Source organism: Hydrogenophaga taeniospiralis CCUG 15921 (assembly GCF_001592305.1).
Taxonomy (GTDB): Bacteria; Pseudomonadota; Gammaproteobacteria; order Burkholderiales; family Burkholderiaceae_C; genus Hydrogenophaga; species Hydrogenophaga taeniospiralis.
The window spans coordinates 211,575-235,380 of sequence record NZ_BCWR01000008.1 but is presented as its reverse complement, the minus strand read 5'-3'; the positions used below and the strand labels follow the sequence as shown (position 1 = coordinate 235,380).

Annotated in this window: 22 protein-coding genes; 3 read left to right on the top strand and 19 right to left on the bottom strand. The window is 65.1% G+C overall.

The annotated features are described in order from the left end of the window. Positions 1-260 precede the first annotated feature (260 nt). From HTA01S_RS12620 to HTA01S_RS25240, 5 genes are all read right to left on the bottom strand, one after another. A complete protein-coding gene (locus HTA01S_RS12620) occupies positions 261-800 on the bottom strand; it encodes a DUF2059 domain-containing protein (RefSeq protein ID WP_068171813.1) in 540 nt (179 codons plus the stop codon). A gap of 72 nt (positions 801-872) precedes the next feature. Next, positions 873-1,724 (bottom strand): hypothetical protein, encoded by an 852-nt coding sequence (locus tag HTA01S_RS12615; protein ID WP_157572079.1) that lies wholly within the window; start codon positions 1,722-1,724, stop codon positions 873-875. Positions 1,725-1,829: 105 nt separating this feature from the next. Then, positions 1,830-2,285, bottom strand: coding sequence for a hypothetical protein (locus HTA01S_RS12610; protein WP_068171806.1), 456 nt, complete (start codon positions 2,283-2,285; stop codon positions 1,830-1,832). Beyond that, positions 2,285-2,527 carry a hypothetical protein gene (locus HTA01S_RS12605; protein ID WP_068171804.1) on the bottom strand — a complete coding sequence of 81 codons (243 nt, stop codon included), beginning with the start codon at positions 2,525-2,527 and terminating at the stop codon, positions 2,285-2,287. The genes HTA01S_RS12610 and HTA01S_RS12605 overlap by 1 nt, the downstream gene beginning before the upstream one ends. 150 nt (positions 2,528-2,677) lie before the next feature. Beyond that, positions 2,678-4,081, bottom strand: coding sequence for a hypothetical protein (locus tag HTA01S_RS25240; protein WP_157572078.1), 1,404 nt, complete (start codon positions 4,079-4,081; stop codon positions 2,678-2,680). A gap of 317 nt (positions 4,082-4,398) precedes the next feature. Between HTA01S_RS25240 and HTA01S_RS12595 the strand changes: the two genes are divergently transcribed. After that, entirely contained in the window at positions 4,399-6,870 is a 2,472-nt protein-coding gene (locus HTA01S_RS12595; protein ID WP_068171798.1) for an HAD family hydrolase, read from the top strand. A gap of 69 nt (positions 6,871-6,939) precedes the next feature. Here HTA01S_RS12595 and HTA01S_RS12590 read toward each other — a convergent pair whose 3' ends face one another. From HTA01S_RS12590 to flhD, 14 genes are all read right to left on the bottom strand, one after another. Continuing rightward, positions 6,940-7,443 (bottom strand): class I SAM-dependent methyltransferase, encoded by a 504-nt coding sequence (locus HTA01S_RS12590; RefSeq protein WP_068171794.1) that lies wholly within the window; start codon positions 7,441-7,443, stop codon positions 6,940-6,942. Continuing rightward, the gene (locus tag HTA01S_RS12585; protein ID WP_068171790.1) at positions 7,440-8,459 is read right to left on the bottom strand and encodes a class I SAM-dependent methyltransferase; all 1,020 of its coding nucleotides are present in this window, start codon (positions 8,457-8,459) and stop codon (positions 7,440-7,442) included. Before HTA01S_RS12585 ends, HTA01S_RS12590 begins: the two co-directional genes overlap by 4 nt. Then, complete coding sequence (locus tag HTA01S_RS25235; RefSeq protein WP_068171787.1) at positions 8,456-9,589, bottom strand: hypothetical protein; 1,134 nt, start codon at positions 9,587-9,589, stop codon at positions 8,456-8,458. Before HTA01S_RS25235 ends, HTA01S_RS12585 begins: the two co-directional genes overlap by 4 nt. Before the next feature lie 82 nt (positions 9,590-9,671). Then, complete coding sequence (locus HTA01S_RS12575) at positions 9,672-10,388, bottom strand: RNA polymerase sigma factor FliA (protein WP_068171784.1); 717 nt, start codon at positions 10,386-10,388, stop codon at positions 9,672-9,674. A gap of 5 nt (positions 10,389-10,393) precedes the next feature. After that, positions 10,394-11,206, bottom strand: coding sequence for a ParA family protein (locus HTA01S_RS12570; protein WP_068171782.1), 813 nt, complete (start codon positions 11,204-11,206; stop codon positions 10,394-10,396). Beyond that, on the bottom strand, positions 11,199-12,692 hold the full coding sequence (gene flhF / locus HTA01S_RS12565) for a flagellar biosynthesis protein FlhF (RefSeq protein WP_068171779.1): 1,494 nt from the start codon (positions 12,690-12,692) through the stop codon (positions 11,199-11,201). Before flhF ends, HTA01S_RS12570 begins: the two co-directional genes overlap by 8 nt. After that, a complete protein-coding gene (gene flhA, locus HTA01S_RS12560) occupies positions 12,689-14,770 on the bottom strand; it encodes a flagellar biosynthesis protein FlhA (protein ID WP_068171777.1) in 2,082 nt (693 codons plus the stop codon). The genes flhF and flhA overlap by 4 nt, the downstream gene beginning before the upstream one ends. Then, entirely contained in the window at positions 14,767-15,924 is a 1,158-nt protein-coding gene (locus HTA01S_RS12555) for an EscU/YscU/HrcU family type III secretion system export apparatus switch protein (protein ID WP_068171773.1), read from the bottom strand. Before HTA01S_RS12555 ends, flhA begins: the two co-directional genes overlap by 4 nt. Positions 15,925-16,160: 236 nt before the next feature. Next, positions 16,161-16,775, bottom strand: coding sequence for a protein phosphatase CheZ (locus tag HTA01S_RS12550; protein WP_068171770.1), 615 nt, complete (start codon positions 16,773-16,775; stop codon positions 16,161-16,163). Positions 16,776-16,795: 20 nt separating this feature from the next. Beyond that, on the bottom strand, positions 16,796-17,182 hold the full coding sequence (gene cheY, locus HTA01S_RS12545) for a chemotaxis response regulator CheY (RefSeq protein WP_068171767.1): 387 nt from the start codon (positions 17,180-17,182) through the stop codon (positions 16,796-16,798). Between the two features lie 49 nt (positions 17,183-17,231). Next, positions 17,232-18,266 carry a flagellar motor protein MotB gene (gene motB / locus HTA01S_RS12540; protein WP_068171764.1) on the bottom strand — a complete coding sequence of 345 codons (1,035 nt, stop codon included), beginning with the start codon at positions 18,264-18,266 and terminating at the stop codon, positions 17,232-17,234. A 264-nt stretch (positions 18,267-18,530) separates the two neighbouring features. Beyond that, a complete protein-coding gene (gene motA / locus HTA01S_RS12535; protein ID WP_068171759.1) occupies positions 18,531-19,391 on the bottom strand; it encodes a flagellar motor stator protein MotA in 861 nt (286 codons plus the stop codon). Between the two features lie 343 nt (positions 19,392-19,734). Next, on the bottom strand, positions 19,735-20,271 hold the full coding sequence (flhC, locus tag HTA01S_RS12530) for a flagellar transcriptional regulator FlhC (protein ID WP_068171757.1): 537 nt from the start codon (positions 20,269-20,271) through the stop codon (positions 19,735-19,737). A 133-nt stretch (positions 20,272-20,404) separates the two neighbouring features. Beyond that, the gene (gene flhD, locus HTA01S_RS12525; RefSeq protein WP_068171754.1) at positions 20,405-20,743 is read right to left on the bottom strand and encodes a flagellar transcriptional regulator FlhD; all 339 of its coding nucleotides are present in this window, start codon (positions 20,741-20,743) and stop codon (positions 20,405-20,407) included. Positions 20,744-21,357: 614 nt separating this feature from the next. Here flhD and HTA01S_RS12520 point away from each other — a divergent pair. Beyond that, the gene (locus HTA01S_RS12520; protein WP_068171752.1) at positions 21,358-22,182 is read left to right on the top strand and encodes a flagellin N-terminal helical domain-containing protein; all 825 of its coding nucleotides are present in this window, start codon (positions 21,358-21,360) and stop codon (positions 22,180-22,182) included. A gap of 142 nt (positions 22,183-22,324) precedes the next feature. Further along, positions 22,325-23,740 carry a flagellar filament capping protein FliD gene (gene fliD, locus HTA01S_RS12515; RefSeq protein WP_068171748.1) on the top strand — a complete coding sequence of 472 codons (1,416 nt, stop codon included), beginning with the start codon at positions 22,325-22,327 and terminating at the stop codon, positions 23,738-23,740. Positions 23,741-23,806 lie beyond the last annotated feature (66 nt).

The following is a 23,806-nucleotide window of genomic DNA, read 5'->3' as shown; positions in this document are numbered from 1 at the left end:
GCCTCCCAGCACCGGGCTGACCGCTTGCGCGAAGCTGCTGACGTTGATCGTCAGCATCAGCAGGCCGGCGATCAGGCGCTTCCAGAACGCGGGCCTCTGATGGGGGGCTGTCGACAGCGCCAATGATCGCGTGTCTGCTTCTTGTGTCATCGCGCTCCTCCCGAAATTCTTCTTGCGTCAAGGGGCCGGTGTGCCCACGTCAAAAGGGTGCGCGAGGGATGAACCGTCTACGCACCCGGCCTGCATTGCTGGGGGCGCCGTTACTGTTTCAAGGCGTCTTTCAGGGTGTCTTCGAGCACGGGCTGGATCTTCTGCAGGATGACGGGCAATTGTTGCTGGATCAGTTGGGCCGATTGCAGGTTGACGGTCTGCATCTTCTGCATCAGCGTCTGGTAGCCGGGGTCTTCGTAGAGCTTGATCAGGCGGTTGACCTCGTCCTGGTTGAGCTGGGCCTGGTAGAGCTTGACGTAGGGGTCTTTCAGGTTTGGCCAGCCCATTTCACGGCGCAGCACGGCCCCAACCGCGGGGACGACCTTGTTGACCGCGGTCTGCTGCTGCGCGTTGAGCGGCGCGCCACCGTTTTGCTGCAGGAGGCTCATGACCACCTGCGACCTGACCTGGGTCTCGATGCCGCCAACGGCCTGCTCCAGAGCCTTTTGCGCGCCGTTGATGGCAACGAGTTTCTCGACCGAGGCGGCGCTGGCGCGGGTGGTTTGAGCCGCCACGGGGCCGGCCGCCACGGCCGTGAGGACGGCGAGCGCGAAGCCCGAGAGGACGTGACGGTGAGAGCCGATGTTCATGGTGTGCTCCTTGGGGGATGGGTCTTGTTCACTGCCAGACGGGCCGAGCCGTCTGGCAGTGGGGTCTCAGCTTCAGAAGAAGATAGGTCCGCTGTAGGAGTAGTACACCCCGGTCATCCAGCCCGGGAGATCGGGCTGATTCACCAACGCTGCATGGCTGAATGCCCAGAATGCCACGCCTTCGTATTGATAGGTATTGGTGGCCCTGTTCGCGTTCACGGACACCGCCTCATCGAAGATGGCCGTGTAGAAGTGACCACGACTCGGGCTGTAAAAGCGGTACACCGGCGTGAGACCGGTGCTGGGTGCGGGCACCTCTTCGCAGTGGATACTGACGAAGTCTTCGCGGGGAGGCATCTGGCGGGCGCACGCGAGCGGGTATTGGCTGACCCGCTTGACCTCACCCGTCTGCGGGTCGGTCTGGTCGAGCAGCATGGGGGCGCTGTGAATATCTGGCACATAGAACGCAACGCCTTCGGACACCCAGTGAGCCGGCTGATTCAGCGTGTTCATGTATTCGGCGTAGTTCGACGTGTAGAAATAACTGCCAATGATTTTGTGCCGGAACCGATACACAGGAACACCGCCCTGAAACGCATGGGCCGAAGCGCGGAAGTTGTGCAGCACATTGCTGCCCCAGGTGGACAGATGCCAGCCCTGGGTACTGCACAGCTGGCTGATTTCGTTCGAATCGAGCGAATTGAGGTGGACGCGATTTGCGTCGTTGAGAAACCTGCCCACCTTGAGCGCCTGCACACCTGGCCACACTTCATAGAGCGTGTTGGACATGGCAGTAAAGCAGTTGGCCGCAGCGGCCGAGCCAGGCACTTCAGCCATGGCGGGCGTGGATACCAGGCCTGCGAGGCCCAGCACGAGTGCACAAATTTTCTTCATGAAATCCTCCAGTTTTTTTTCTTGATTCAATGAAACCCACCTATCGCAGCACGGACCCTCAGCGCCCGTGAAGCAATCGATCAAGGGGCAACCACCGGTATAGGCGCCGGTCGGTTGCCCCATTCAGAAAGCGGCTTACTTCAGCTTGGCCTGGCCGTTGTAGCTCACCGAGCAGGTCTCGTTGCCGGACTTTGCCACCACGGAGAACCCGGCTCCGTACAGCCCCGGGGTAGCGGTGCTCCGATAGACCGTGGTGGTGGTCACAAGCACGCCATTGGTCGTGTTCTGGAACGATGCCGACAGACCGGCGTTGTCCGCGTCCACCGAGCCTTGCAGAGTGACAGCGTTACTGACCAGGGTGATGGCGCGGCCGGACTGGGTCACGGTCTGAACAACCTTGAAGGACTTGTCAAGGCCCGTTGCACAGCTGTCCGAGGTCTTGCTGAGCGTCACGTCATAGGTACCGGCAAACGAAGGCACTTCGGCCGAGGTGTCGGCGTCCGATGAGGACCCGCCACCACAGGCCTGCAACCCCATGGAGAGCACCACCACCGAGCAAGCAGCAAGAAATTTCTTGTTCCGTGCAAACATCATTTCGCTCCTTGTTGTTGGGCGTTCGTGTCGGTGGACTGCGCCTTGCTCGCCTCGTTGACCAGGGCCGCTTGTGCGGCAGCACGCTGGTCCACACCGCTCTTCTCCATGACGGTCGGAGCCTGGGCAGACAAAGACAGCGCCAGCTCCAGCGCCCGCTGGTCGGGTTCGATGGCGAAGCTGGCGGTGGAGACGAAAAGAAGCGCTGCGGCGGTAGAGATTCGCCACTGGATCGTGGTCATAGAAGTTTCCCTAAAGTGAAGTGAAGTGAAGTGATCGTGAGTCGTCGGGGGAGGGTGGCCATCCCACCGGGTTTCGAAGCAGGCAGTGCGCGCGTTTGTATTCCTCCCCATATGACGATGAACGCCCATCCGTGCGGACGGGCCGGCTGTTCAGTTTTTGCCCAACAGGTGGGTGCGTTCAACCGGCGCAGCGGCGTTGTAGCTGGCCTTGCTGCCGTCCACATCGGTGAAGTCGACCAGCAGACCCTGGCCCTGGTCGACGCGCTCGTTCGTGGTGACGGGGCCGGCCCACATGAGGTAGTGCTCGCGGTACTGCGATTCGCGGTTGGCCACCTGGGGGCGCATGATGAGCTTTCCCTCGCGGTCAAAAGCGCTGATCTCGAAGCTGGTTTCGGCCTTGACGGTTTCGTTGTTGTAGACCAGTGCATCGAAGCGGCTGCGCACGGTGCCAAAGATGTCCACCGTGATGTAGACCAGCACCTCGGCGCTGGGGTCGGTCGGGGTGGTGGGAATGACGCCGCTGAACAGCAGGTAGTTGCGAACCAATCCCATCAGCAGGCTGGCATCGCTCTTGGGCACGTTGAAGTTCTGATAGTCGCCCAGGCCTTTGTATTGCAGCGTGGCGGTGTGCTCGCGCCGGGTGCCCTCGGTCACGCTGGTGGTTTCGCTGGGTGTTGGGCTGACCGTCTGGCGCTGGCTGTTGAAGCCGCCCCGGGTGGTGCTTCCGCCGTTGTTGCTGCTGGTCGAGGTGGTGGTGCTGGTCCCGCTGTTGCTGCCGGTGTTGTTGTTGGTGCCGCTGCCACTGCTGGTGGCGTCCTGGGTGGTGGTGCCGCTACCGGTGTTGGTGGTGTTCTGTGTGTTGGTCCCACTGCTGGTGCTGGTGCCACTGCCGGTGGTGGCGTTGGTGCTGCTGTCGGTCTGGTTGAAGTTGCTGTTGGTGGTGGTACCCCCGGTGGTGCTGGTGCTGCCACCTGAGCTGGTGCCGGTATTGGTGGTGTTGCTCGTGTTGGTGTTCGAGCCAGAGCTGGTGTTGGTACCACTGCTGCTGGTGCTGCCGTCGCTGGTGCTGCTGCCGTTGCTGGACGAGCTGCCTTGCTGGGTGCTGCTGCCGCTGCTGGTGTTGCTGCCGCTTTGCAAGGTGGTGCTGACGGTGGTGGTGCCACCGCTGGAGCCGCTGTTGCTGTAGTTGCCGCCCGATTCGGCCAGGTTGAACACCTGGAAGGCGTTGCTGGTGGTGGTCACCGGGCTGAGCACACTGCCCGCGCTGAACAAGAGGCCCGGGGTCCAGCGGCCACCCGACAGGGTGCCGCCGCCTTCGTCGGCCACCAGGTCGAACACCAGGGCAGCGCGCTTGCCCCTGAGCGCAGTGACGTCGATGTCTTTGAGTGCGGCCCGGATGCTGGCCGACACCAGGCGTTGTTCGGTGGCAAAGCGTTTACCCCCGCCGTGGGCGGGGATGCCGGTCAGGGTGCCACAAGAGGCCAGCGCGAGGAGCGCCACCAGACCAAGCAAAACAGTGGGCGTACGTTGCCCCACGCGAGAAGCGGATTCCATGAAACTCCCTGAAAGCGGATAACTTTTGACCACCGGTTGGTGGAAAAAATTTGCGGCGATTGTTACATTCAAAAACACCACATTCAGCAATCGATTGCGCTCGCGCGTCATTCGGCTGGGAAATTCACAGAAAAAACAACACATCGGGCCGATTCCAGCAACCCATGCAACGAATCCTGCCCGCAGTTCGCCCGGCCCCCGGGCCAATCGTCCGAACAACCGTCTTCAGGGCAATGTGTTCAGGGCTTCAGCCCGAAAGCGCGCTGCTACATTGACTTTCACCCCACGGCTCCACGCCCGGCAGGAAGTCTCCCCCCATGAATCAAGAAATTGGCGCTCACGAACTGGACACCTTGCTGGAGCAGCTCCCGCCCCAGACCAAGGTCCTTTCGCTCGATTGTTTTGACACCATCCTGTGGCGCAAGGTGGCCCGTCCGACCGATGTGTTTTTCAGCCTGCAGTCGCTGGAGCCTTTCCGTTCGGCCGGTATCACCGCCGCCTTGCGGGCCAAAGGTGAATCGGAACTGCGCCGCCGCAAGCAGCTGCTCACCGGCATCAGCGAAATCACCCTGGAAGACATCCACCGGGAACTGCTGCCGCACGCAGACCCCCAAGGCATCGCCGAGGCCGGCGAAGTCGAAATCGCCTGCGAGATCGCACACGCCTTCATCTTCGAACCGATCGCGCGATTGATCCGGAGCGCGCGCGCCAAGGGGTTGCGCGTGATCGTGGTGAGCGACATCTACTTCACCGGCAAGCAGCTCGGCCACATGCTCGGCGCCCTGATGGGAGAGACCGCCGACGCCATTTCGCACATCTATTGCTCTTGCGATGTCGGTGCTTCCAAGACCTCGGGCATCTGGAAAGAGGTGCTGCGGCGGGAAAAAGTCCAGCCGCAACAGGTGTTTCATCTGGGGGACAACCGCCACGCCGACCTGCAAGGCCCGGCACGGCATGGCATCGCCTCGGCCTGGCTGCGACAACATCCGGCGTCCGTCACCAGCCAGCTGGAGCAGCGCGCCAGCGCCGCCGTTCAGCTCATGCCCGAGCTGCGCCACACGCACGCGCTGCCCAGCTACTTTCACGGCCTGCTGGCGGCGACCGATACAGAAACGCTGAGCGCGGCGCAGCAGATCGGCTACCGCTCGCTGGGCCCCATTCTGTACAGCTTCGGCCGCTTCATCGAGCAGCAAATTCAGGCGCTCCAGGCGGCCGGCAAGCTGGTCAAGATCGCCTTTCTGCTGCGCGACGGCTACCTGCCCGCGAAGGTGTGCGAGGTCCTGATGGGCGCCGAGGGCCTGCATCAGATCAACGTCTCGCGATTCACCGCCATCGCCTCCTCGCTGCAGACCAAGGCCGACGTGGTCCAGCTGCTGGCGGGCAGCCTGTCGGAGAGCTCCATGCCGGCCATGGCCAAACAACTGCTGCTTCCACCATCGAAGGCCCAGGCGCTGCTGGACCAGGCCACCCGATCGGACCAGCCGACCCAAACCTTCACCCGCCTGGTGCTGCGCGACGACACCTTGAAACTGGTGTTCCAGCAATCGGCCGCCTTTCGCGAGCGCATGTTCACCCATGTCAGGCAGCGCACCGGTCTGGCACCGGGAGAGACCCTGGTCCTGGTGGACCTCGGCTACAGCGGCACGGCACAGACCCGCCTGGCCCCGGTGTTCAAGCAGGCCATGGATGTCGATCTCTTCGGCCTCTACCTGATCGCGAGCCGCGTCAAGGGCCAGCAGACCGACCGCAAGGGCCTGATCGATGCCAGCTGGGCCGACGAACGCCTGATCCTGGCCATGACGGCGTACATCGGCCTGTTCGAGATGATGTGCACCACGCCCGAGGCCAGCACGGTGGACTACACCGAACAGGGTGAACCCATCCGAAGCCAGTCCAATACCGCGCGTCCTCAGTCGGAGGTGGTGGCCGACATCCAGGCGGCCTGCCTGCGTTTCGTGGCCGACATGGCGCGCACACCCGAGCGCCATCAACCGCGCCAGACGCCGCTGGAGCTGGCGCAGCAGGCGGCGGCCGACCTCGGCCGACTGCTCTACTTCCCCAGCGCACCAGAGATCGCCTGCCTCTCCGCGTTCGAGTTCGACTTCAACCTGGGGACCGACCTGCTGCTGCCCACGGCCAACCTGCAAGCCGGCATCCACGAGTACCGCAAGGAGGGCTTCGCCCTCATGACCCAGGAACTCAAGGCGATGCGCATCAGCTACCCCATGGAGATGCGGCAGATGGACATCTCGCTGGCCACCACGCTGCTGTCGGCGCAGCGCTTTGGCTACAGCCTCGCACCGTCCGAAGCCAGCTTCCGGACCACCAGCATTCCGACGCTGATCGCGAACCGCGACCAGCACGCCCTCGTCCAGACGCTGGCCACCGCCACCTACGACGGCTACTACCGCCTGCACCTGCCCATGAGCGCCGCCTTCGACCAGAGCCTGCTGCTGGGGCAGACCCACGAGTGGCTGCAGCTCGACAGCATCCAGAAGGTGCCACTGGACGACAAGGAACCGGGCGAAGACCTGGCGCTGGGCGAGGCCGTGCTCCTCGACGGCCTGGAACAGGTCGAAGGCACGCTGGTCAAGTTCAGCCCTGGCGGCATGATGTATTTCCCAGCCTGTGGCTCGAAGGAACACGGAAAATTCATGATCCGCGTGGTGTTCCGCCCGGTGCTGGCGCGGGCCGAATCAACCGATGCTGCTTCGCACAGCGCCCACGAAGCAGCGGCTCCCTACGAAACGATCCTCACCGCATCCAGCCCCATCAAGGAGCCGGTATGAAGGGCCTCACATGGAAGGCCTGCGCGGCATGGACGGTCACCGCCCGGTCCATGGCAATGGGTGATGCACCTACTTGAATGCCTCGACATTGAGGTGCCAGGGCTCGCTGTCTTTGCCTTGCTGGAGTTGTCGGACACCCGTGAATCCGATCTCTTGCAGGTGTGCGGCCAGCGTCTCGAATGAGTATCCCCAGCGGTGGCTGTCATGGATGTCGCCACCACGGTCCGGATCACACCAGCCATAGAACCCGGCCATCGCATGCTCATATTGATCGGGAAAGACGCTGGATTCCAGCCCCAGCAGTTGCCTGGCATGAAAAAGAATGTCCGGAACAATGATGTGCAAACGTCCCGCGGGTGCCAGCAGCTGAAACCATGAGCGCAGGGTCAGGATCGCCTGGTGTCGGGGCAGGTGCTCCAGCATGTGACGGGAGTAGACCTCGGTCACTTGTCCTGGTGGAAGATCGATCGCCCATGCATCACAGACCAGGTCCGTGATCGGCGTTTCCCTGGCATCCACGTGCACGTATCCATCCAGGCGATGCACGTTGCCGCAGCCGACGTTGAGCTTCATCCGAGGACTCCTTGCAGGGCAGGGTTCGCGGTCTGTCCGCCTGCTTGTCCGCCTTCACGCGAGAACATGAGCATGATGAATTGACTGTTGTCTGTCAGGGGGCGCAAGTGCATCTGGCTCTCGGGCAGCAGACCCGCCAATCGCTTGTCTTGCACCCGATACACCTGCTGTCCGGCACTGGCCAGCACGCATGGGAAGCCCAGACGGCGCATGAACTGGCAGATGTCTTCCGATGTGAAGTGACGACAGTGGAAGCCGAATTGGGCCGAGAAGTCGGCATGGGGAAGGGCTCGCTCATTCGGGACCGACAGGAACACAGGGCCCTTCGTGGAACGGCAGATCTGTGCCAGCAGTGCTTCGCTGTCGGGAACGTGTTCGACCGATTCGAAGGAGACCGCGTAATCGAACAAACCGGGCGTCAGTTCGAAAGGAAATACGGCCTGCCCAAACGCCACCCGATGGTTGCCGTAGTGTCTTTCGGCCAGTTCCACGGCTTCGGTGGAGCCATCGATCCCGATCACGCGCGATCCGGTCAGTTGGCTGATCATCCGGCTGCCGTAGCCGTTCCCGCAAAAGGCATCCAGTCCTGTGAGGCGGGAGCTGTCCCGGAAGTGGCTGCGCAGCAGCCGGGCAGCCCATGCATACCTGGCACGGTGATCGGCGCGAATGCCATGGATATGGGGGGCTGTCTGACGCTCGCCGCTTTCCAGAGAGAAGTCGTGTCCGTCGGAAGGGGCCAACCCCACCTGTTCGGACACACAGAACAGCAGTTCCTGCCGTGCAATTTCATCCTTCGGGGAGAGCACCAGTGCCTTCCAGCTGGCGTCCAGGGCTGCCTCGGGTTGTCCACACGCGCGATGAAGAATCGCTTGCATCGTTCGCAGCCGGGCGTCGTGGGGAAAGCCGTTGATCGCCGCTTGCGCGTTGGGCAGCAAGTCGGCGGCGGGCACTTCCTGCGCGCACTGGAGCAAGTGGGCCAGCGCCTCATCCGGATCTGAATAAGCCAACGTGTTCATGCCACCACCTTGCCAATCTGCCCATAGCCCCAGTCCGCGTTCATGCTTCTGCGCAGTCGATCGGGCATCCATTGCGCGACGGCCAGCGATGGCGCCGTCTCAAGTGACAGCAGCTCCCCCCAGAATGCCGCGTCCAGCCATGAAGGTGTCTGGGAAAGGAGCGCTCCCGGGAGACCATCGCGAGGGCCATGGTGGGCATCGAAGTCATAGAGACAGGGTTTGAAACGCACCGTCTCTTTGTCGAAATAGCGGGCTTCGAACAGGCAACTGGAGTTCAAGGCGGCGATGGTCCTGATGTTGTCCTGTGCCATCAGGTGGTACGCATTGGCAGAGGTGAACTCCACAGAGCCTATGTGGCGAATGGCCCGGACGGAGGGGCTTTCTTGAACGTCATAGGGGTGCGGCTTGAAGTACGCATGCGCATGCGAATGGCACAGCTCGACCAGTTCCTGCAGATGGCTTTCCAGGCTGCAGAATCCGCCACCCTCGGTTGCGACCAGCGACCGGTCGCCGTGGACCTGTCCGAAGATCACCAGGGAGCCTGGAGCTGCGTCGACGGGGGCAGACATCCAGGCCGCCTTGGCCTTGATGTCGGCGGCTCGGCTCAGGATATCGGCTTCCTGAACCCTGTTGAACGATAGCGACTCGTGCAGATCCGGATGGTTGGTTCGCATGGCAAACATCAGGTCCGGCATGAACCGCACAGCATGCAAGACCACATCGATGTAGGGCACCCCCAGTTCCGTCAGGGCGTCCAACATCAGGTCGGGCATCTCGTAGCCGATGACCAGTGCATCTTTGACCGTTGGCGCGAGTTGATCGATCAGGGCCGCTGGCGCTGACTTCAGGGATGCCAGGATCGTCCAGCTGACCATGCCCAGTTCAAGCCCGAGACGGTCATACAGCGCGGGCGTATCAAAGTAGGTGCTCTTTTTCGGATTGAGGTGCGGATCCCATGTCAAGGATCTGTGATCGACGCCCAACCGCTCGAGATGGGGCGCGACGTGGGCCTGCAGCCATCGGATGTTTTTCCATGTGGCGCTTTCCCATTCGCTTCCATGGGCAAAGGGCCGCAGCAGATCGCCGGTGAAAACGACCTGCGTGAACTTGAGTCTTCTGGCTGTGTGCATGTCGGTTGCTCGTGCGTTGGGTGCAAAAAAGGCGCATTCGTCAAAGCAGCGGCAAGACGCGCGTCGACGCCCGAGCCAGACCTCAATGCTCCCGCAGCTTGGCCCGCAGGCGTGCGATGGACTGGCTGTGCAGCTGGCAGATGCGCGACTCGGTCACGCCGAGCACGGCGGCGATTTCCTTGAGGTTCATGTCGTGCTCGTAGTACATGCTCATGATGTGCTGCTCGCGCTCGGGCAGCACCTTGATGGCGGCCACCAGGGCGGTGCGCATGCGGTGGTCCTGCAGCACGGCCGAGGGTTCGGCCTCGGTGTCGCCCATGTGGCGGTCCAGGAAGCTGTCCTCGTCATCGCCGTGGCCGCTGATGTCTTCCAGGTACACCAGCTGGGTGCCGCGCACCTTGGCCAGCAGGTGCTGGTACTCGGCCAGCTCCATGCCCAGTTCCTTGGCGATCTCGGACTCCATGGGCGGGCGGTGCAGCTTCTGCTGCAGGCGGTGCACGGCGCCTTCGATGTCCTTCTGGCTCTTGCGCGAACCGCGGCTCATCCAGTCGCCCTCGCGCAGCTCGTCGATCATGGCGCCGCGGATGCGCTGGCTGGCGAAGGTCTCGAACTGCACGCCCTGCGCGGGCTCGAAGCGCGCGATGGCTTCGGTCAGGCCGATCATGCCGACCTGGATCAGGTCGTCGAGCTCCACGCTGGGCGGCAGCTTGGCGATCATGTGGTGGGCCAGGCGACGCACCAGCGGGCTGTATTTGCGCAACTGGTCGTCCCGGTTGAGGGTGCCTTTGGCGGTGTACATCGTCGTCAGCTCCATGTGGTGTGGGCGGTCGCGGCGCGGCCGGCCTGCGGGGCGGAAAAGTGGGGCTGCCACAGCCCGGCGGGGGCGCCAGCGCGGGGGTCGCAGCGGGTGAGCGCGCTTTCCTGCACGCGCAGGCCCCAGGTGTTCAGCGGCCAGGTATCCAGCGGCAGGCCCAGGTAGCGCTGCGCGCAGTCGGCCACCGTGTCCACCACCTGCTGCAGCGGCACCGCCTCGGGCGCCAGGCCCTGCTCCAGCGGCGCGAGCACCGGCGAGACGCCGGCGGCGTGCAGCAGCTTGATCGCGCCATAGGCGTCGATGCTGGCCTGCGGCTGGGGCAGCACCGGCACCAGCGCGCGGGCGGGCAGGCCGGCCAACAGCGTGGCCAGGCCTTGCGGGGGCGCGAACAGCAGCACCAGCGCGCGCGGCCCGAAGGGGGCGAGCAGGCGCGAGAGCGCCACCGCGCCGCCCGAGGCCTGGGCGGTCTGTTGCAGGGCCTGCATGCCGAGCGCGCCGGGCATGACCAGCCAGTCCACGCCCTCGCCCGAGCGGGCCAGGCCGCAGATGGAGGGGTCGTGCATGGCGTGCAGCAGGCCCAGGTGGGCACCGTCGTTGCCACGGCGCACCGGGGTTTCGCTGGCGGTGGCGTCGATGATGACGACCTCGCGGCCGAGCGCGCTGAGGTGGGCCGCCAGGGTGCACAGCAGCTCGTAGGCGCGCGCGGGTTGCGCGGGGCTGGCCACCGGCATCACGCTGGGGCCACTGGCGCGGGCGGGTTCGGCCCGCAGGCCGGCGGCCTGGTCGAAACCGAAATCAAACATGCGAGGCTCCCAGGTCGAGGCCGAGGCTCGAAGCCTGGGCGAAATAGAAACCCATGTCGGTGGACTGCGGATCGAAGGCGGACTTGCCGTCGGTGCCCATGGACACCCGCACCAGCGCGTTGGCCTCGGGGTTCTGCCAGTCTTCGGGCACGCGCTGGCCGTTGGCCACGCCGCGCAGCACCACCTGGTGGCGGATCAGGGCATCGAGGGCCGGGCCGAGCTTGACGGCCTCGTCCACCTTGGAGAGCACCACGCCGTGCAGGGTGCGGGCCTTGAAGGCGGTGAGCACGTCGTCGAGCGTGTCGCCGTGCGAGCTGGCGTTGAGCACCAGGGTCTTCTTGACCTTGGGCATGTCCAGCACGTCGAGCATGTCCTGGATGCGCTGGTCGCGCTGGCCCAGGCCGGCGGTGTCCACGATCACCATGCGCTTGTTGGCCAGCAGGTTGAGCAGGTCCTTGAGCGCGGCGCGGTCGTGCGCCAGGTGGGCCACCACGCCGAGCATGCGGCCGTAGGTGCGCAGTTGTTCGTAGCCCGAGACGCGGTAGGTGTCGAGCGTGATCATGCCCACGGAAGCGGGGCCGTACTGCTTGACGCACTGGGCGGCGAGCTTGGCGGCGGTGGTGGTCTTGCCCACGCCGGTGGCGCCGATCAGGGTGACCACGCCGCCTTCGTCGCACAAGCCGGCGCCGGGGCTGGCGGTGCGCAGGTTGCGCGCCAGCACGTCCATGACCCAGCGCATGGCCTCGGGCGCGGCAGCGTCGACCGGCATGCGCTCCAGCACGGAGCGCGCCATGGCCGGCGAAAAGCCGGAGCGGATGAGCTTGAGCATCAGGCCGGACTGGATCGGGTTCTGCTTGGACGAACCCAGCCAGGCCAGGGTGTTGAAGCGCTCTTCGATCATGTCCTTGAGGGCCGAGAGCTCCACGGCGACGCTGCTGTCGGCGCGCTCGGCCAGGCGCGGCGCGGGCTGCGAGTCTTCCCACGCGGCGTTGACCACCGGGCGGGTGCGGATCGGTGCCGGCATCGGGGTGGCCACCGGGGGCGGCGGGGGCGCGTTGAAGCGCTGCACCGGGATGTGGATCGGTTCGGCGCGCGGCGCGGCGCGGCGCGGTTCGGCGGGTGCGGGCATGGGTGCGGCCTCGGCCTGGGGCGCTTCGCCCGCCTGCTCGGCGCGGCGCTTGCGCAGCATGCGTTCGCGCACGTACTCCTGGAACGAGAGCGTGCTCATGGACAGCGTCTCGGTGTCGCTCTCCACCGATTCGGTGGCCGGCGCCAGGCGGCTGCGCGCCGGCTGCGCGCGCTCGCCGCGCACGGCCTGGGGCGTGGGGCTCGCGACGGGCGCCAGGCTTTCTTCGGCGGCGGCCATCACCTCGAAGCCCCCGTCGGTGGAGCGGGTGGAGAGGATGACGGCGCTGTCGCCGAAGGTGAGGCGGGCCTTGGCCATGGCCTCGCGCGAGGTCGGGGCGGTGAAACGCTGGATGTTCATGCTGCAAGCTCCCCAAGAATCGGGCCAATACGGATGAGGTGGGTGTCAGGAATTTCGCTGTGCGCCAGCACCTGCAGGCGCGGCGCGGCGCGGCGCAGCAGGCGCGACATGGCGTTGCGGATCGCGTCGGGCACCAGCAGGCAGGCGGGCACGCCCTTTTCTTCCTGCCGGTTGGCGACGTCGGAGGCCGACTTGCTCAGCATCTCGGCCACGCCCGGATCCAGCGCGCCGCTGGCCGCGCCCGAGAGCGCCTGCATCAGCAGCCGCTCCAGGCCGGGTTCGATGGCGATCACTTCGAGTTCTTTCACCGAGCCGTAGATCTGCTGCACGATGGCCGGCGAGAGCGCCATGCGCACGCGGCGGGCCAGTTCGACCGGGTCGGTGGTGTGCGGCGCGTGTTCGGCCAGGGCTTCGATGATGGTGCGGATGTCGCGCACGTGCACCGACTCTTCCAGCAGCAGCTGCAGCACTTTCTGGAAGGTGGCGACGGAGACCATTTTGGGCACGACCTCTTCGATCAGTTTGGGGGCCAGGCGGGTCACGTGTTCGACCAGTTCCTGGGTCTCTGTCCGGCTCAGCAACTTGGCCGCCTGGACTTGCATCAAGTGTGAAAGATGCGTGGCCAGCACAGTCTCGGAATCAACCACGGTAAAACCGGCCATCTGCGCGTTTTCACGTTGCTTCTCTTCGATCCAGTGCGCCGGCAGGCCAAAAGCTGGGTCGGTGGTGGGGGTGCCGATCAGCGGGGTGCCGATACCACCGGGGTCGATGGCCAGGAACATGCCGGGGAACACCTCGCCCTCGCCCACCACCACGCCACGCAGGGTGATGCGGTAGGCGCTGGGGCGCAGCTCCAGGTTGTCGCGCACGTGCACGGCCGGGGGCAGGAAACCCACTTCCTGCGCGAATTTCTTGCGCACGCCTTTGATGCGGGTCAGCAGGTCGCCCGCGCGGTTCTTGTCCACCATGGCGATCAGGCGGTAGCCCAGCTCCAGACCGAGCAGATCGACCGGCTGCAGGTCGTCCCAGCTGGCTTCGCCGTCGCTCGGGGCGGGCGCCTCGGTGGTCACCGGCGCGGGCTTGTTCTCTTCCTGATGGCGCCACCAGGCGATGCCGCCGGTGATCATGGCGAAGATCAGGAACACGGTGTGTGGCATGCCCGGCACGATGCCCAGCATGAACAGCACGGCGGCGGTGATGCCCATCACCTTGGACGACATGAACATCTGGTTCATCACCTGGCCACCCAGGTCCTCGTCCTTGCCCACGCGCGAGACCACCATGGCCGCGGCCACCGAGATCAGCAGCGAGGGGATCTGCGCCACCAGCGCGTCGCCGACGGCCAGCAGGATGTAGCTGTCGGCCGCTTCGCCGGCGCTCAGGCCGTGCTGCACCACGCCGATGATCAGGCCACCGATGATGTTGATGACCAGGATCAGGATGCCGGCGATGGCGTCGCCGCGCACGAACTTGGAGGCACCGTCCATGGAGCCGAAAAACTCCGCCTCGTCGCCCACTTCGGCGCGGCGGCGCTTGGCCTCGGCCTCGTCGATCAGGCCGGCGTTCAGGTCGGCGTCGATCGCCATCTGCTTGCCGGGCATGGCGTCCAGGGTAAAGCGCGCCGAGACTTCGGCGATGCGCTCCGAGCCCTTGGTGATCACCACGAAGTTGATCACCACCAGGATCGCGAACACGATGAAGCCGACCGCGAAGTTGCCGCCAATCAGGAAGTGGCCAAAGGCCTCGATCACCGCGCCGGCCGCGCCCGGGCCGGTGTGGCCTTCGAGCAGCACCACCCGGGTGGAGGCCACGTTGAGCGACAGGCGCAGCAGCGTGGTCAGCAGCAGCACGGTGGGGAAGACCGAGAAGTCCAGCGGCCGGCGCATGTAGGCCGAGACCATCATCACCACCAGGGCCAGGGCGATGTTGAGCGAGAAGAAGGTGTCGAGCAGCCAGGGCGGCAGCGGCAACACCATCATGGACAACACGGTGATGACCAGCAACGGTGCGGCCAGGCCGTTGGCCCAGTCCGCGTGGCGGCCGAACCAGCGCCGCAGGATCTGCAGTTGTGCGTTCATGGTGTGGTCTCGTTAGCGGGTTTCTTCCAGTGGGGATCGAGCTCTGGCGGTACCTGCGGCACCGGCATCTCACCGGGCATGGCGCCCTGGCCCTTGAGGGCGGCCTTGAGCTGGTACACGTAGGCCAGCACCTGGGCCACCGCGGTGTACAGCGCGGAGGGCACTTCGCCGTCGATCTCGGCGTGGGCGTAGAGCGCACGCGCCAGCATGGGCGCCTGCAGCACCGGCACCTGGCTGGCGCGGGCCACGTCGCGGATCTTCAGCGCGATCAGGTCGGCACCCTTGGCGATCACACGCGGCGCGTTCATGGTGGCGTCGTCGTACTGGATGGCCACGGCGTAGTGGGTCGGGTTCATGACCACCAGGTCGGCGCGCGGCACGGCGCCCACGCTGTTGCGCTGGGCCAGCTCGCGCTGGCGCTGGCGGCGCTTGCCCTTCATGTGGGGGTCGCCCTCGCTTTCCTTGTGCTCGCGCTTGACCTCTTCGAGCGACATCTTCAGGCGGTTGGCGTGCAGGAATTTCTGCAGCGGCAGATCGACCAGGGCGAAGAACAGCACCACCAGCAGCAGCAGGCCCACGCCGGTGCCCATCCAGCTGCCGAGCTGGCCCAGCGCGCCTTCGAGCGGGCGCATGAGCAAGGTGCTGAAGGGCTGCACATGGGAGGCGATGAAGCGCCAGGCCACCACGCCGACCACGGCGGTGACGCCGGCGAGCTTGGCGGTCTCGACCAGTTGCTGCTTGGAGAACAGCCGCCCGATGCCCGACAGGGGATTGAGCCGCGTGAGGTCGGGCACGATGGGTTTGGTGCTCAGCGCCCAGCTGCCCGAGGCGATGGCGGTGACGATGGCGATGGCCACCACCAGCAGGCCCAGCGGCAGGTAGATCAGGAGCCCCTGACCGAAACCGGCGGTGAGGCGTTCCAGCACGAGCTGGGGCTGTTGCAGCATGCTGTGGTCAAAACGCAGCTGCTGCTGCAGGCCGCCGCGCAGCATCTCGAAGCCCATGGGCAAGAGCGCCATGAGTACCACCGCACCACCACCGAGCACGGCCAGGTTCGACAGATCCTTGGAGCGCGCAACCTGGCCATCGGCACGCGCCTTCTTCAGGCGCTGCGCGGTGGCGGGTAGGTTCTTGTCCTGACTGGAGGATTCCATCGCTCTGACTCATCGGGTTGATGGGTCAGATTGTGGAAGTGGGGGGGAAAAACTAAAGCGCGATAAAGCAGCCTCTGACGGCGCTTTTCCGGAAGCAGAAGCTCAAACGGCCATAGACGCCTCCGGAGAAAAGTGCCTGAGCCCGGAACACCGCGGAACCGGCTTTGCCGGGCCGCTGGTGTTGCCCCCTTGAGGGGGTCGCGCGCAGCGCGGCGGGGGTGGGCCATCAGCCCCGACTAGAAGCCGAGGCTTGCTAACAGGTCGTCCACCTGCTTCTGGTCGTTCACCACGTCGGTGCGGCCTTCGGCGTTCACCACCGGGCCGGCCAGTTCGTAGGCCTGGTCATGCCCGGGCTGGCCGGACGGCGCGGCCTGCAGCAGCAGGCCCAGCAACTGTTCTTCGATGGTGCTGGCCAGCTGCACCACACGGCCGATCACCTGGCCGGTGAGGTCGTGGAAGTCCTGCGCCATCATGATCTCGGTCAGGCGGGCATCGCTCTTTTCGCTGGTCTCCACCACGTCCTTGGACCACTGCAGCAGCTCGGGCATGGCCTTGGCCAGGCCGGGCACGGCCGCGATGGTGCCGGAGAGCTGGCGCCCGCGCTCGATGATCAGGGTCTGCTCGATCTTGGCCGCCTCCACGTGGTTGAGCACCTTTTCCGCCGCCTCGCCGGTCAGCCGCGCGATGTAGGACAGGCGGCTCTGCGCGTCGGGCAACTGGTTGACCGTGCCCTTGAGCTTGTCGGTGTAGCCCAGCTCCTTGAGCGCGTCGTGCAGCTGGCGCGTGATGTTGCCGAGCTGCTGGAACATCTCCGGGCTGCCGGAAGCTTCTTTGGAAACGCTGTGTGTCATGGCATGTCTCCGACGGCGGCTTACAGGCCGAGTTTCTTGAAGATGTTGGCGAGCTTTTCTTCCAGCGTGGCCTTGGTGAAGGGCTTGACGATGTAGCCGGCCGCGCCACCCTGCGCGGCCATCACGATGTCTTCCTTGCGCGCCTCGGCCGTCACCATGAGCACCGGCAGGTGCTTGAGCTTGTCGTCCTGCTTGATCTTGGCCAGCAACTCGAAGCCGTTCATGTTGGGCATGTTGATGTCGGAGACGACGAAGTTGAAGTTGCCGTCGCGCAGCTTGTTGAGCGCGATCACGCCGTCCTCGGCTTCGTCGGCATCGGCGTGCCCGATCTCCTTGAGCAGGTTGCGCACGATGCGGCGCATGGTGGAGAAATCGTCAACGATCAGGAACTTCATCGGGGTGGACATGGATACCTCCGCGGGAGGAAAAGGGACAAGGGAGCGGGTCGGCGAGGTTTCAACCACCGGCCTGTGCAAGGGTTTTCGGCAATTCGGGAGAAATCTGAAGCCCCTCGGCGGCCTCCGGCCCGGTCAGGGGCGCGGGCGCCGCCCCGGGCGCCGGGACGGGCAGCGCCCCGGGGGCGGGTGCCGTCTCGGGAATGGGAAAGGGCACGTTGGAGGGTGCGGCCATGGGCAGCAGGCGCTGCTCGGCCTCGCTGGTCAGCACCATGATGCTGATGCGGCGGTTGGCCGCGGCGGTGGGGTTGGCCTCGTCGTGCAGGCGGCTCGACGCCAGCCCCTCCACCCGCACCAGCTTGTCGTCGGACATGCCGCCGGCCACCAGCTCGCGGCGCGAGGCGTTGGCGCGGTCGGACGAGAGCTCCCAGTTGCTGTAGCCGCGTGTGCCGCTGCCGTAGGGCGTGGCGTCGGTGTGACCCGAGAGCGCGATGCGGTTGTCCATGTCGCCGATGGCCGCGCCGATCTCGCGCAGGATCTCGCGCATGTGCGGCTTGACCAGCGCGCTGCCCACGTCGAACATGGGCCGGTTCTGGGTGTCCATGATCTGGATCTGCAGGCCGTCGCCGGTCTTCTCCAGCTGGATCTGCGAGCCGTATTCGGCGATCGAGGCGTTCTGGGCGATCACCTCGGTGATCTTCTTCTCCAGCGCGTCGATGCGCTGGGCTTCCTTGCGGGCCAGTTCGGCACGCGCCATCTGCGCGCCCATGAGCCTGGCAGCGCGCTCGGCCTCGCCCCCGGCCACCTGGCCCGAGGTCTGGCTCAGGTCGCGCCCGCCCCCGGGCAGGATGCTGTCACTGTTGCCGGTGCCGACCCCGCCCATGAGCGTGACCTTCACCGGGTTGTTGAAGTAGTCGGCGATACCGTTGAGCTCGCCCCGGGAGGTCGAACCCAGCAACCACATGAGCAGGAAGAACGCCATCATGGCGGTGACGAAGTCGGCGTAGGCGATCTTCCACGCGCCCCCGTGCGGCACGTGCGCACTTTTCTTGATGCGCTTGACGATGATGGGCTGGAGCTTCTTACCATCAGCCATGGTGTGTCCCCCCCTGCGCCGCTACGCGGCTTCCCCCTAGGGGGACGGCACTGGCGGCCCGGCAAAGCCGGTTCCGCGGTGCCCTTGGACAAGTCACGCACTCCGGAAAGGTGGATCCGCCCCGCCGCAGTGTTCTGAAACAAGTCACGCGCTCCGGAGCGACGTCTCTGCCAGAGACAGCGAGGGGCCGGCTTTGCCGGACCGAGATGTCGCCCCCCTTCCAGGGGGGAGCCGCGAAGCGGCGCAGGGGGTGGCTCATCCTTTTCACTTTTTGCCTTTCACGTGGGCTTCGAGTTCGATGAAGTTGGGCCGCACGTCGGAGAACAGCACCTTGCGGCCGAACTCGATGGCCGTGGCGGGGGCGTAGCCCTGCATGCTGGCGAGCAGGGTGGTCTTGATGCACTCGAATTCCTTGCCGCTTTCTTCCACCTTCTGATCCATCAGGCCCCCCAGCGGCTCGAACACGCCGTAGGCCAGCAGGATGCCGAGGAAGGTGCCCACCAGGGCCGAACCGATCATGGCGCCGAGCACCGCCGGGGGCTGGCCCACCGAGCCCATGGTGTTGACCACACCCAGCACGGCGGCCACGATGCCGAAGGCCGGCAGGCCGCCGGCCAGGCGCGCGATGGCAGCCACGGGCGCGTGGGCTTCCTGGTGGTGGGTTTCGATCTCGGCGTCCATGAGCGACTCGATCTCGTGCGCGTTGAGGTTGCCCGAGACCATCATGCGCAGGTAGTCGGTGATGAACTCGACCACGTGGTGGTCGGCGGAGATGGTGGGGTACTTCTTGAACAGCGCCGACTGCTCGGGGGTCTCCACGTCCTGCTCGATGGCCATCAGGCCTTCCTTGCGGGCCTTCTGCAGGATGTCGAACTGCAGCGCCATGAGTTCCATGTAACGCGCCTTGGTGTAGCGGCTGCCCTTGAAACAGCTGGCCAGCCCCTTGGCCGAGGCCTTGACCACCTTCATCTGGTTGTTGATCAGGAAGGCGCCGAGCGCAGCGCCCAGGATGGTGGTCAGCTCGAACGGCAAGGCCGCGAGCACCACACCGATGTTGCCTCCATGGCCAATGAACACGCCAAAGATGCAGACCATCGAGATCACGAAACCGATGATGACGAACATGTTCTAGACCCTGAGAGAAAAAACACCCCTGCGCCGCCTTCGGCGTCACCCCCTCAAGGGGGCGCCAGCAGCGGCCCGGCACAGCCGGTTCCGCGCTGACCTGGGCTGCGACACCACCGCAGCCGGCGCGTGCATAGGGGTTCAAATGCACTTTCCATTGAGCAACTTTAGGTGCGATCGCCCCAGCCCATGAATGCGAAAAGGACCCGTATGGGGGTCCTTTTCAAACTTTGAACAATCGGAGCGAAGTGTCCCCAACCCAGAACACCGCGGAACCGGCTTTGCCGGGCCGCAGGTGTTGCCCCCTGGGGGGTGACGCGCCCTTAGGTGCGGCGCGGGGGGGTCAATGAAGGCGGAGTCCGCCGTTTGCACTTCCCTTGCCCGCACGCGCCGGCGGCTGGCACAGGCCACACACGAAATGGCGGTTCTGGTACGGCTCGGTGACGAAGTGGCCACCGCAGCAGGAGCATTTGGTCAAGGTGAGCATGCCGTTGTCCACGAACTTCACCAGGCGCCAGGCGCGGGTGATGGACAACAGGGGCTCGATGGCGCTGGCTGTCATCTGCTCGCTGTACAGGCGGAAGGCCTTGATCACGGTGTCGATCTCTTCGAGTTCGCTGGTCTTGGACAGGTACTCGTGGATATTGAGGAACAGCGAGGCGTGGATGTTGGGCTGCCAGGTCAGGAACCAGTCGGTCGAAAACGGCAGTTGTCCCTTGGACGGCGACTTGCCGGCCACTTCCTTGTACAGGCGCAGCAGGCGCTCATAAGAAAGACCGGTTTCGTACTCCAGCACCTGCAGGCGCGCGCCCAGCTGAATCAGGGCCACCGCGCGCTCGATGTCGCGGGACTCGGTGAGGATGCTCTTGACAGTGGCCATGATGAGACTCCGAGAGAGAAGAGGTAACAAACCGAGGAGATGCCAGCCAACCCAGGGCGCCGAGGAACCGGCTTCGCCGGGCCTCAGGCGCCGCCCCCTGGGGGGTGACGCCGCAGGCGGCGCGGGGGGATTCTTAATGTGCAGCAGCCATCGACTCAGCAAACCGGCCTGCCATCAGGATGGAGGCGTGCAGCTGCGTGGTGGTGGTGTTGTCCACCTTCTTCACGTTGTGGTTGGTCAGCAGGTTCCACACCAGGTCGTCGTCCACCCGGAAGCGGCACAGCAGCATGTTGCTCGACGCGATCTTCAGGAGCTGGGCGGTGGAGAGCATGCCCAGCAGGTCGGCGGCCTCTTCGGTGATGCCCAGGCGGTACAGGGCTTCGGCGCGGTCCTTGCGAATCAGGTTCTGCGCCAGCATCAGGTAGGTCAGGTTCGCTTCGCGGATTTCGGCCAAGAGTTGTTCGCTGTCCATGAAATTCTCCTTGAGGTCCCGGGTCGGCTTGGTGAGCGACTTGCTTACATCTGCTTTCCCGATGTGTTTAATTGTGTCGACCGTAAAAATTTCTTGAATCGGCGAATGGCTGTTTGAGCTGTCAGGCACAGCGCCGTGGCGTGTCAGGTTTTTTCTTACATCGTTGGTACACGCGGCGGGGTGTGGTGACGGACCCCGGTGGCGGGTGCGGCCGGCATGGGCCGGGGCGTGGTGGTGGTTCTGGTGCCTTGCCCACCCGCGCTCATCAAGAGATGTGACGGCGCGCCGATGTCAGGCCAACGGTACCCCCACCGAAGGCGCTGCGCACACCACGCAACGGCGATAACGCGAGAAATGGCACACCCATCCCACGCTTATCCAAGGAAATCTTTGCAACAGGGCGCTAAAGAATAGGCCCGGACCACCGAAATTGAACTCAACGGACTTCTAAAAAGGTTCGTCGTCCGGCAAGCAGAAGCGGCGAGACGGTCGGAGGCCACAGGGCCTGACCGGCTTGGCACGACGGAAGCTCCGGTCATGGCGGCCAGCCACATGGCTGTCGTTGGGACTGGCAGTGATGCCGGACTACTTTGTCATTTTTTTAGGAGTTAAACATGAGCTCGATCAACACCAACGTGATGTCTCTGAATGCCCAGCGCAACCTGAATGCGTCCGCGGGCTCCCTCGCCACCTCCATGCAGCGCCTGTCCTCGGGTCTGCGTGTGAACAGCGCCAAGGACGACGCCGCCGGCCTCGCCATTGCGGAGCGCATGAACGCGCAGGTCAAGGGCATGAACGTCGCCATCCGCAACGCCAACGACGGCATCTCCCTGGCGCAGACCGCTGAAGGCGCGCTGGGCAAGGTCGGTGACTCGCTGCAGCGCATGCGTGAACTGGCCGTGCAGTCGGCCAACGCCTCGAACTCGACGTCGGACCGCACCAACCTCAACGCCGAATACCAGCAGCTCAACGACGAAGTCACCCGCGTGCTCACGGGCACCAAGTTCAACGGCGTGGATCTGCTGAACACGGCCGCCACCCTGACCTTCCAGGTGGGTGCGAACAACGTGACCACCGATCAGATCGACGTTGCAACCACCGTGCTGACCACGGGCACGGGTGTGGCCGCCGTGACGGCGGGTGACATCACCTCCGACACCAACGCCCTGGCCGCCATGGACGACCTCGACGATGCCATCGACGAGATCACCACCGCCCGTGCCACCTACGGTGCCGTGCAGAACCGTTTCGACGCCGTGATCTCCAACCTGCAGGTCGCGGCCGAGAACCAGGCTGCTTCGCGGGGCCGCATCATGGACGCCGACTTCGCCACGGAGACCTCCAACCTGTCGCGCGGCCAGATCCTGCAACAGGCCGGTACCGCCATGGTGGCCCAGGCGAACCAGCTGCCCCAGGGCGTGCTGTCTCTGCTGCGCTGATCGGCACCGAACGCTGCGCACCACCCGAGGGTGGTGCGAGCCAGCGGCGGCGGCAGTCCCCTGCCCCGCCGCGCTCCCATTCGTGGGATGCACAGACCGCATGCCTTCGCGTGCGGTGCGTCCATCCTGAGGAAGGCACACCATGGCCACCATCTCTTCGCCCGGCATCGGCAGCGGGCTCGACGTGCAGAGCATCGTCACGCAACTGGTGGCGCTGGAAAAAGCACCGCTCAAGCAGTTGCAGACACAGGCCTCCTCGTTCCAGACGAGGCTCTCCACCTACGGCACCATCAAGTCGCAGATCACGGCCCTGGGCGACGCCGCGGGCAAGCTGGCCGGCGCCAGCGGCTGGAACGCCGTCAGCGCCACCTCGTCCAACCCCAGCGCCATCGGCGTGACCGTCACCGCCGGAGCGCCCGCCACCTCGCTCACCATGACCGTGCAGCAACTGGCCAAGGCGCAGTCCACCGCGTCGAGCGCCGTGGCCACCGACACCGCCATGGGCACGGGCAGCATGACCATCGAGCTCGGCAGCTGGAGCGGCAGCAGCTTCACCGCCGGCGCAGGCACACCGGTGGCGGTGACAATCAACGCTGGGGAAGACACGCTGACCGAGATCGCGGCCAAGATCAACGACGCCGATGCGGGCGTGAGCGCCACCGTGCTCAAGGACGCCAGCGGCGAACGCCTGCTGGTGCGCTCGAAAGAGACCGGCCTGGAAAACGGCTTTCGCATCACGGTGGCCGACGACGACGGCAACAACACCGACGCCAGCGGCCTCTCGCGTCTGGCTTTTGCCGTGGGCAATGCCAACGGCATGGCGTCGTCGCAGAGCGCGCAGAACGCCCTGGCCACCATCAACGGCGTGTCCATCAGCTCGGCGAGCAACCGGCTGAGCGACACCCTGCCCGGGATGACGCTGCAGCTCAGCCAGGTCACCACCGCGCCGGTGGAGATCGAGGTGATCTCCGACACCGATGCCGTGCGCGCCAATGTGCAGGCCTTCGTGGACGCCTACAACACCATCAACGCCACCCTGGCCAACGCCACCCGCTACGACGAAGCCACCAAGACGGCGGGCGCCCTGCAAGGCGACTCCACCGCCACCGGCCTGCACAACGCGTTGCGCAGCATGATGCGTTCGGTCACCTCCAGCAGCCCCTACACCCGCCTGGCGGACGTCGGCATCGAGCTGCAGACCGGGGGCAAGCTGAGCATCAACAGCGAAAAGTTCAACGCCGCGATTGCCGACATGGACGGACTCAAGTCGCTGTTCACCATCGAAACCGGCGTGACCACCACCGAGGGGTTCGGCCGCAAGATCCAGGCCTTCGCCAAGGGTCTGGTCGACGCCGATGGCCTGGTGGCCAACAAGACCACGGCCCTGCAGGCCTCGATCAAGCGCAACGGCCTGGAGCAGGACAAGGTCAACGAGCGCGCGCAGCGCGCCGAAGCGCGCTACCTGGCGCAGTACACCGCGATGGACACGGCGGTGGGCAAGCTCAATGGCCTGAGTGCCTTCGTCTCGCAACAGATCACGCTGTGGAACAAGAGTTGACGAAACCGACCCACCCCTGCCGGCCCGAGCGCGCCCCAGGCGATGCGTCGGGCCTTTGTGTTTGAA

Bases quoted from the DNA above. Each gene is read 5' to 3' on its own strand.
- HTA01S_RS12620 (WP_068171813.1), bottom strand. From the start codon at position 800: ATGAACATCGGCTCTCACCGTCACGTCCTCTCGGGCTTCGCGCTCGCC.
- HTA01S_RS12610 (WP_068171806.1), bottom strand. From the start codon at position 2,285: ATGTTTGCACGGAACAAGAAATTTCTTGCTGCTTGCTCGGTGGTGGTG.
- HTA01S_RS12605 (WP_068171804.1), bottom strand. From the start codon at position 2,527: ATGACCACGATCCAGTGGCGAATCTCTACCGCCGCAGCGCTTCTTTTC.
- HTA01S_RS25240 (WP_157572078.1), bottom strand. From the start codon at position 4,081: ATGGAATCCGCTTCTCGCGTGGGGCAACGTACGCCCACTGTTTTGCTT.
- HTA01S_RS12595 (WP_068171798.1), top strand. From the start codon at position 4,399: ATGAATCAAGAAATTGGCGCTCACGAACTGGACACCTTGCTGGAGCAG.
- HTA01S_RS12590 (WP_068171794.1), bottom strand. From the start codon at position 7,443: ATGAAGCTCAACGTCGGCTGCGGCAACGTGCATCGCCTGGATGGATAC.
- HTA01S_RS12585 (WP_068171790.1), bottom strand. From the start codon at position 8,459: ATGAACACGTTGGCTTATTCAGATCCGGATGAGGCGCTGGCCCACTTG.
- HTA01S_RS25235 (WP_068171787.1), bottom strand. From the start codon at position 9,589: ATGCACACAGCCAGAAGACTCAAGTTCACGCAGGTCGTTTTCACCGGC.
- HTA01S_RS12575 (WP_068171784.1), bottom strand. From the start codon at position 10,388: ATGTACACCGCCAAAGGCACCCTCAACCGGGACGACCAGTTGCGCAAA.
- HTA01S_RS12570 (WP_068171782.1), bottom strand. From the start codon at position 11,206: ATGTTTGATTTCGGTTTCGACCAGGCCGCCGGCCTGCGGGCCGAACCC.
- flhF (WP_068171779.1), bottom strand. From the start codon at position 12,692: ATGAACATCCAGCGTTTCACCGCCCCGACCTCGCGCGAGGCCATGGCC.
- flhA (WP_068171777.1), bottom strand. From the start codon at position 14,770: ATGAACGCACAACTGCAGATCCTGCGGCGCTGGTTCGGCCGCCACGCG.
- HTA01S_RS12555 (WP_068171773.1), bottom strand. From the start codon at position 15,924: ATGGAATCCTCCAGTCAGGACAAGAACCTACCCGCCACCGCGCAGCGC.
- HTA01S_RS12550 (WP_068171770.1), bottom strand. From the start codon at position 16,775: ATGACACACAGCGTTTCCAAAGAAGCTTCCGGCAGCCCGGAGATGTTC.
- cheY (WP_068171767.1), bottom strand. From the start codon at position 17,182: ATGTCCACCCCGATGAAGTTCCTGATCGTTGACGATTTCTCCACCATG.
- motB (WP_068171764.1), bottom strand. From the start codon at position 18,266: ATGGCTGATGGTAAGAAGCTCCAGCCCATCATCGTCAAGCGCATCAAG.
- motA (WP_068171759.1), bottom strand. From the start codon at position 19,391: ATGTTCGTCATCATCGGTTTCGTGATCTCGATGGTCTGCATCTTTGGC.
- flhC (WP_068171757.1), bottom strand. From the start codon at position 20,271: ATGGCCACTGTCAAGAGCATCCTCACCGAGTCCCGCGACATCGAGCGC.
- flhD (WP_068171754.1), bottom strand. From the start codon at position 20,743: ATGGACAGCGAACAACTCTTGGCCGAAATCCGCGAAGCGAACCTGACC.
- HTA01S_RS12520 (WP_068171752.1), top strand. From the start codon at position 21,358: ATGAGCTCGATCAACACCAACGTGATGTCTCTGAATGCCCAGCGCAAC.
- fliD (WP_068171748.1), top strand. From the start codon at position 22,325: ATGGCCACCATCTCTTCGCCCGGCATCGGCAGCGGGCTCGACGTGCAG.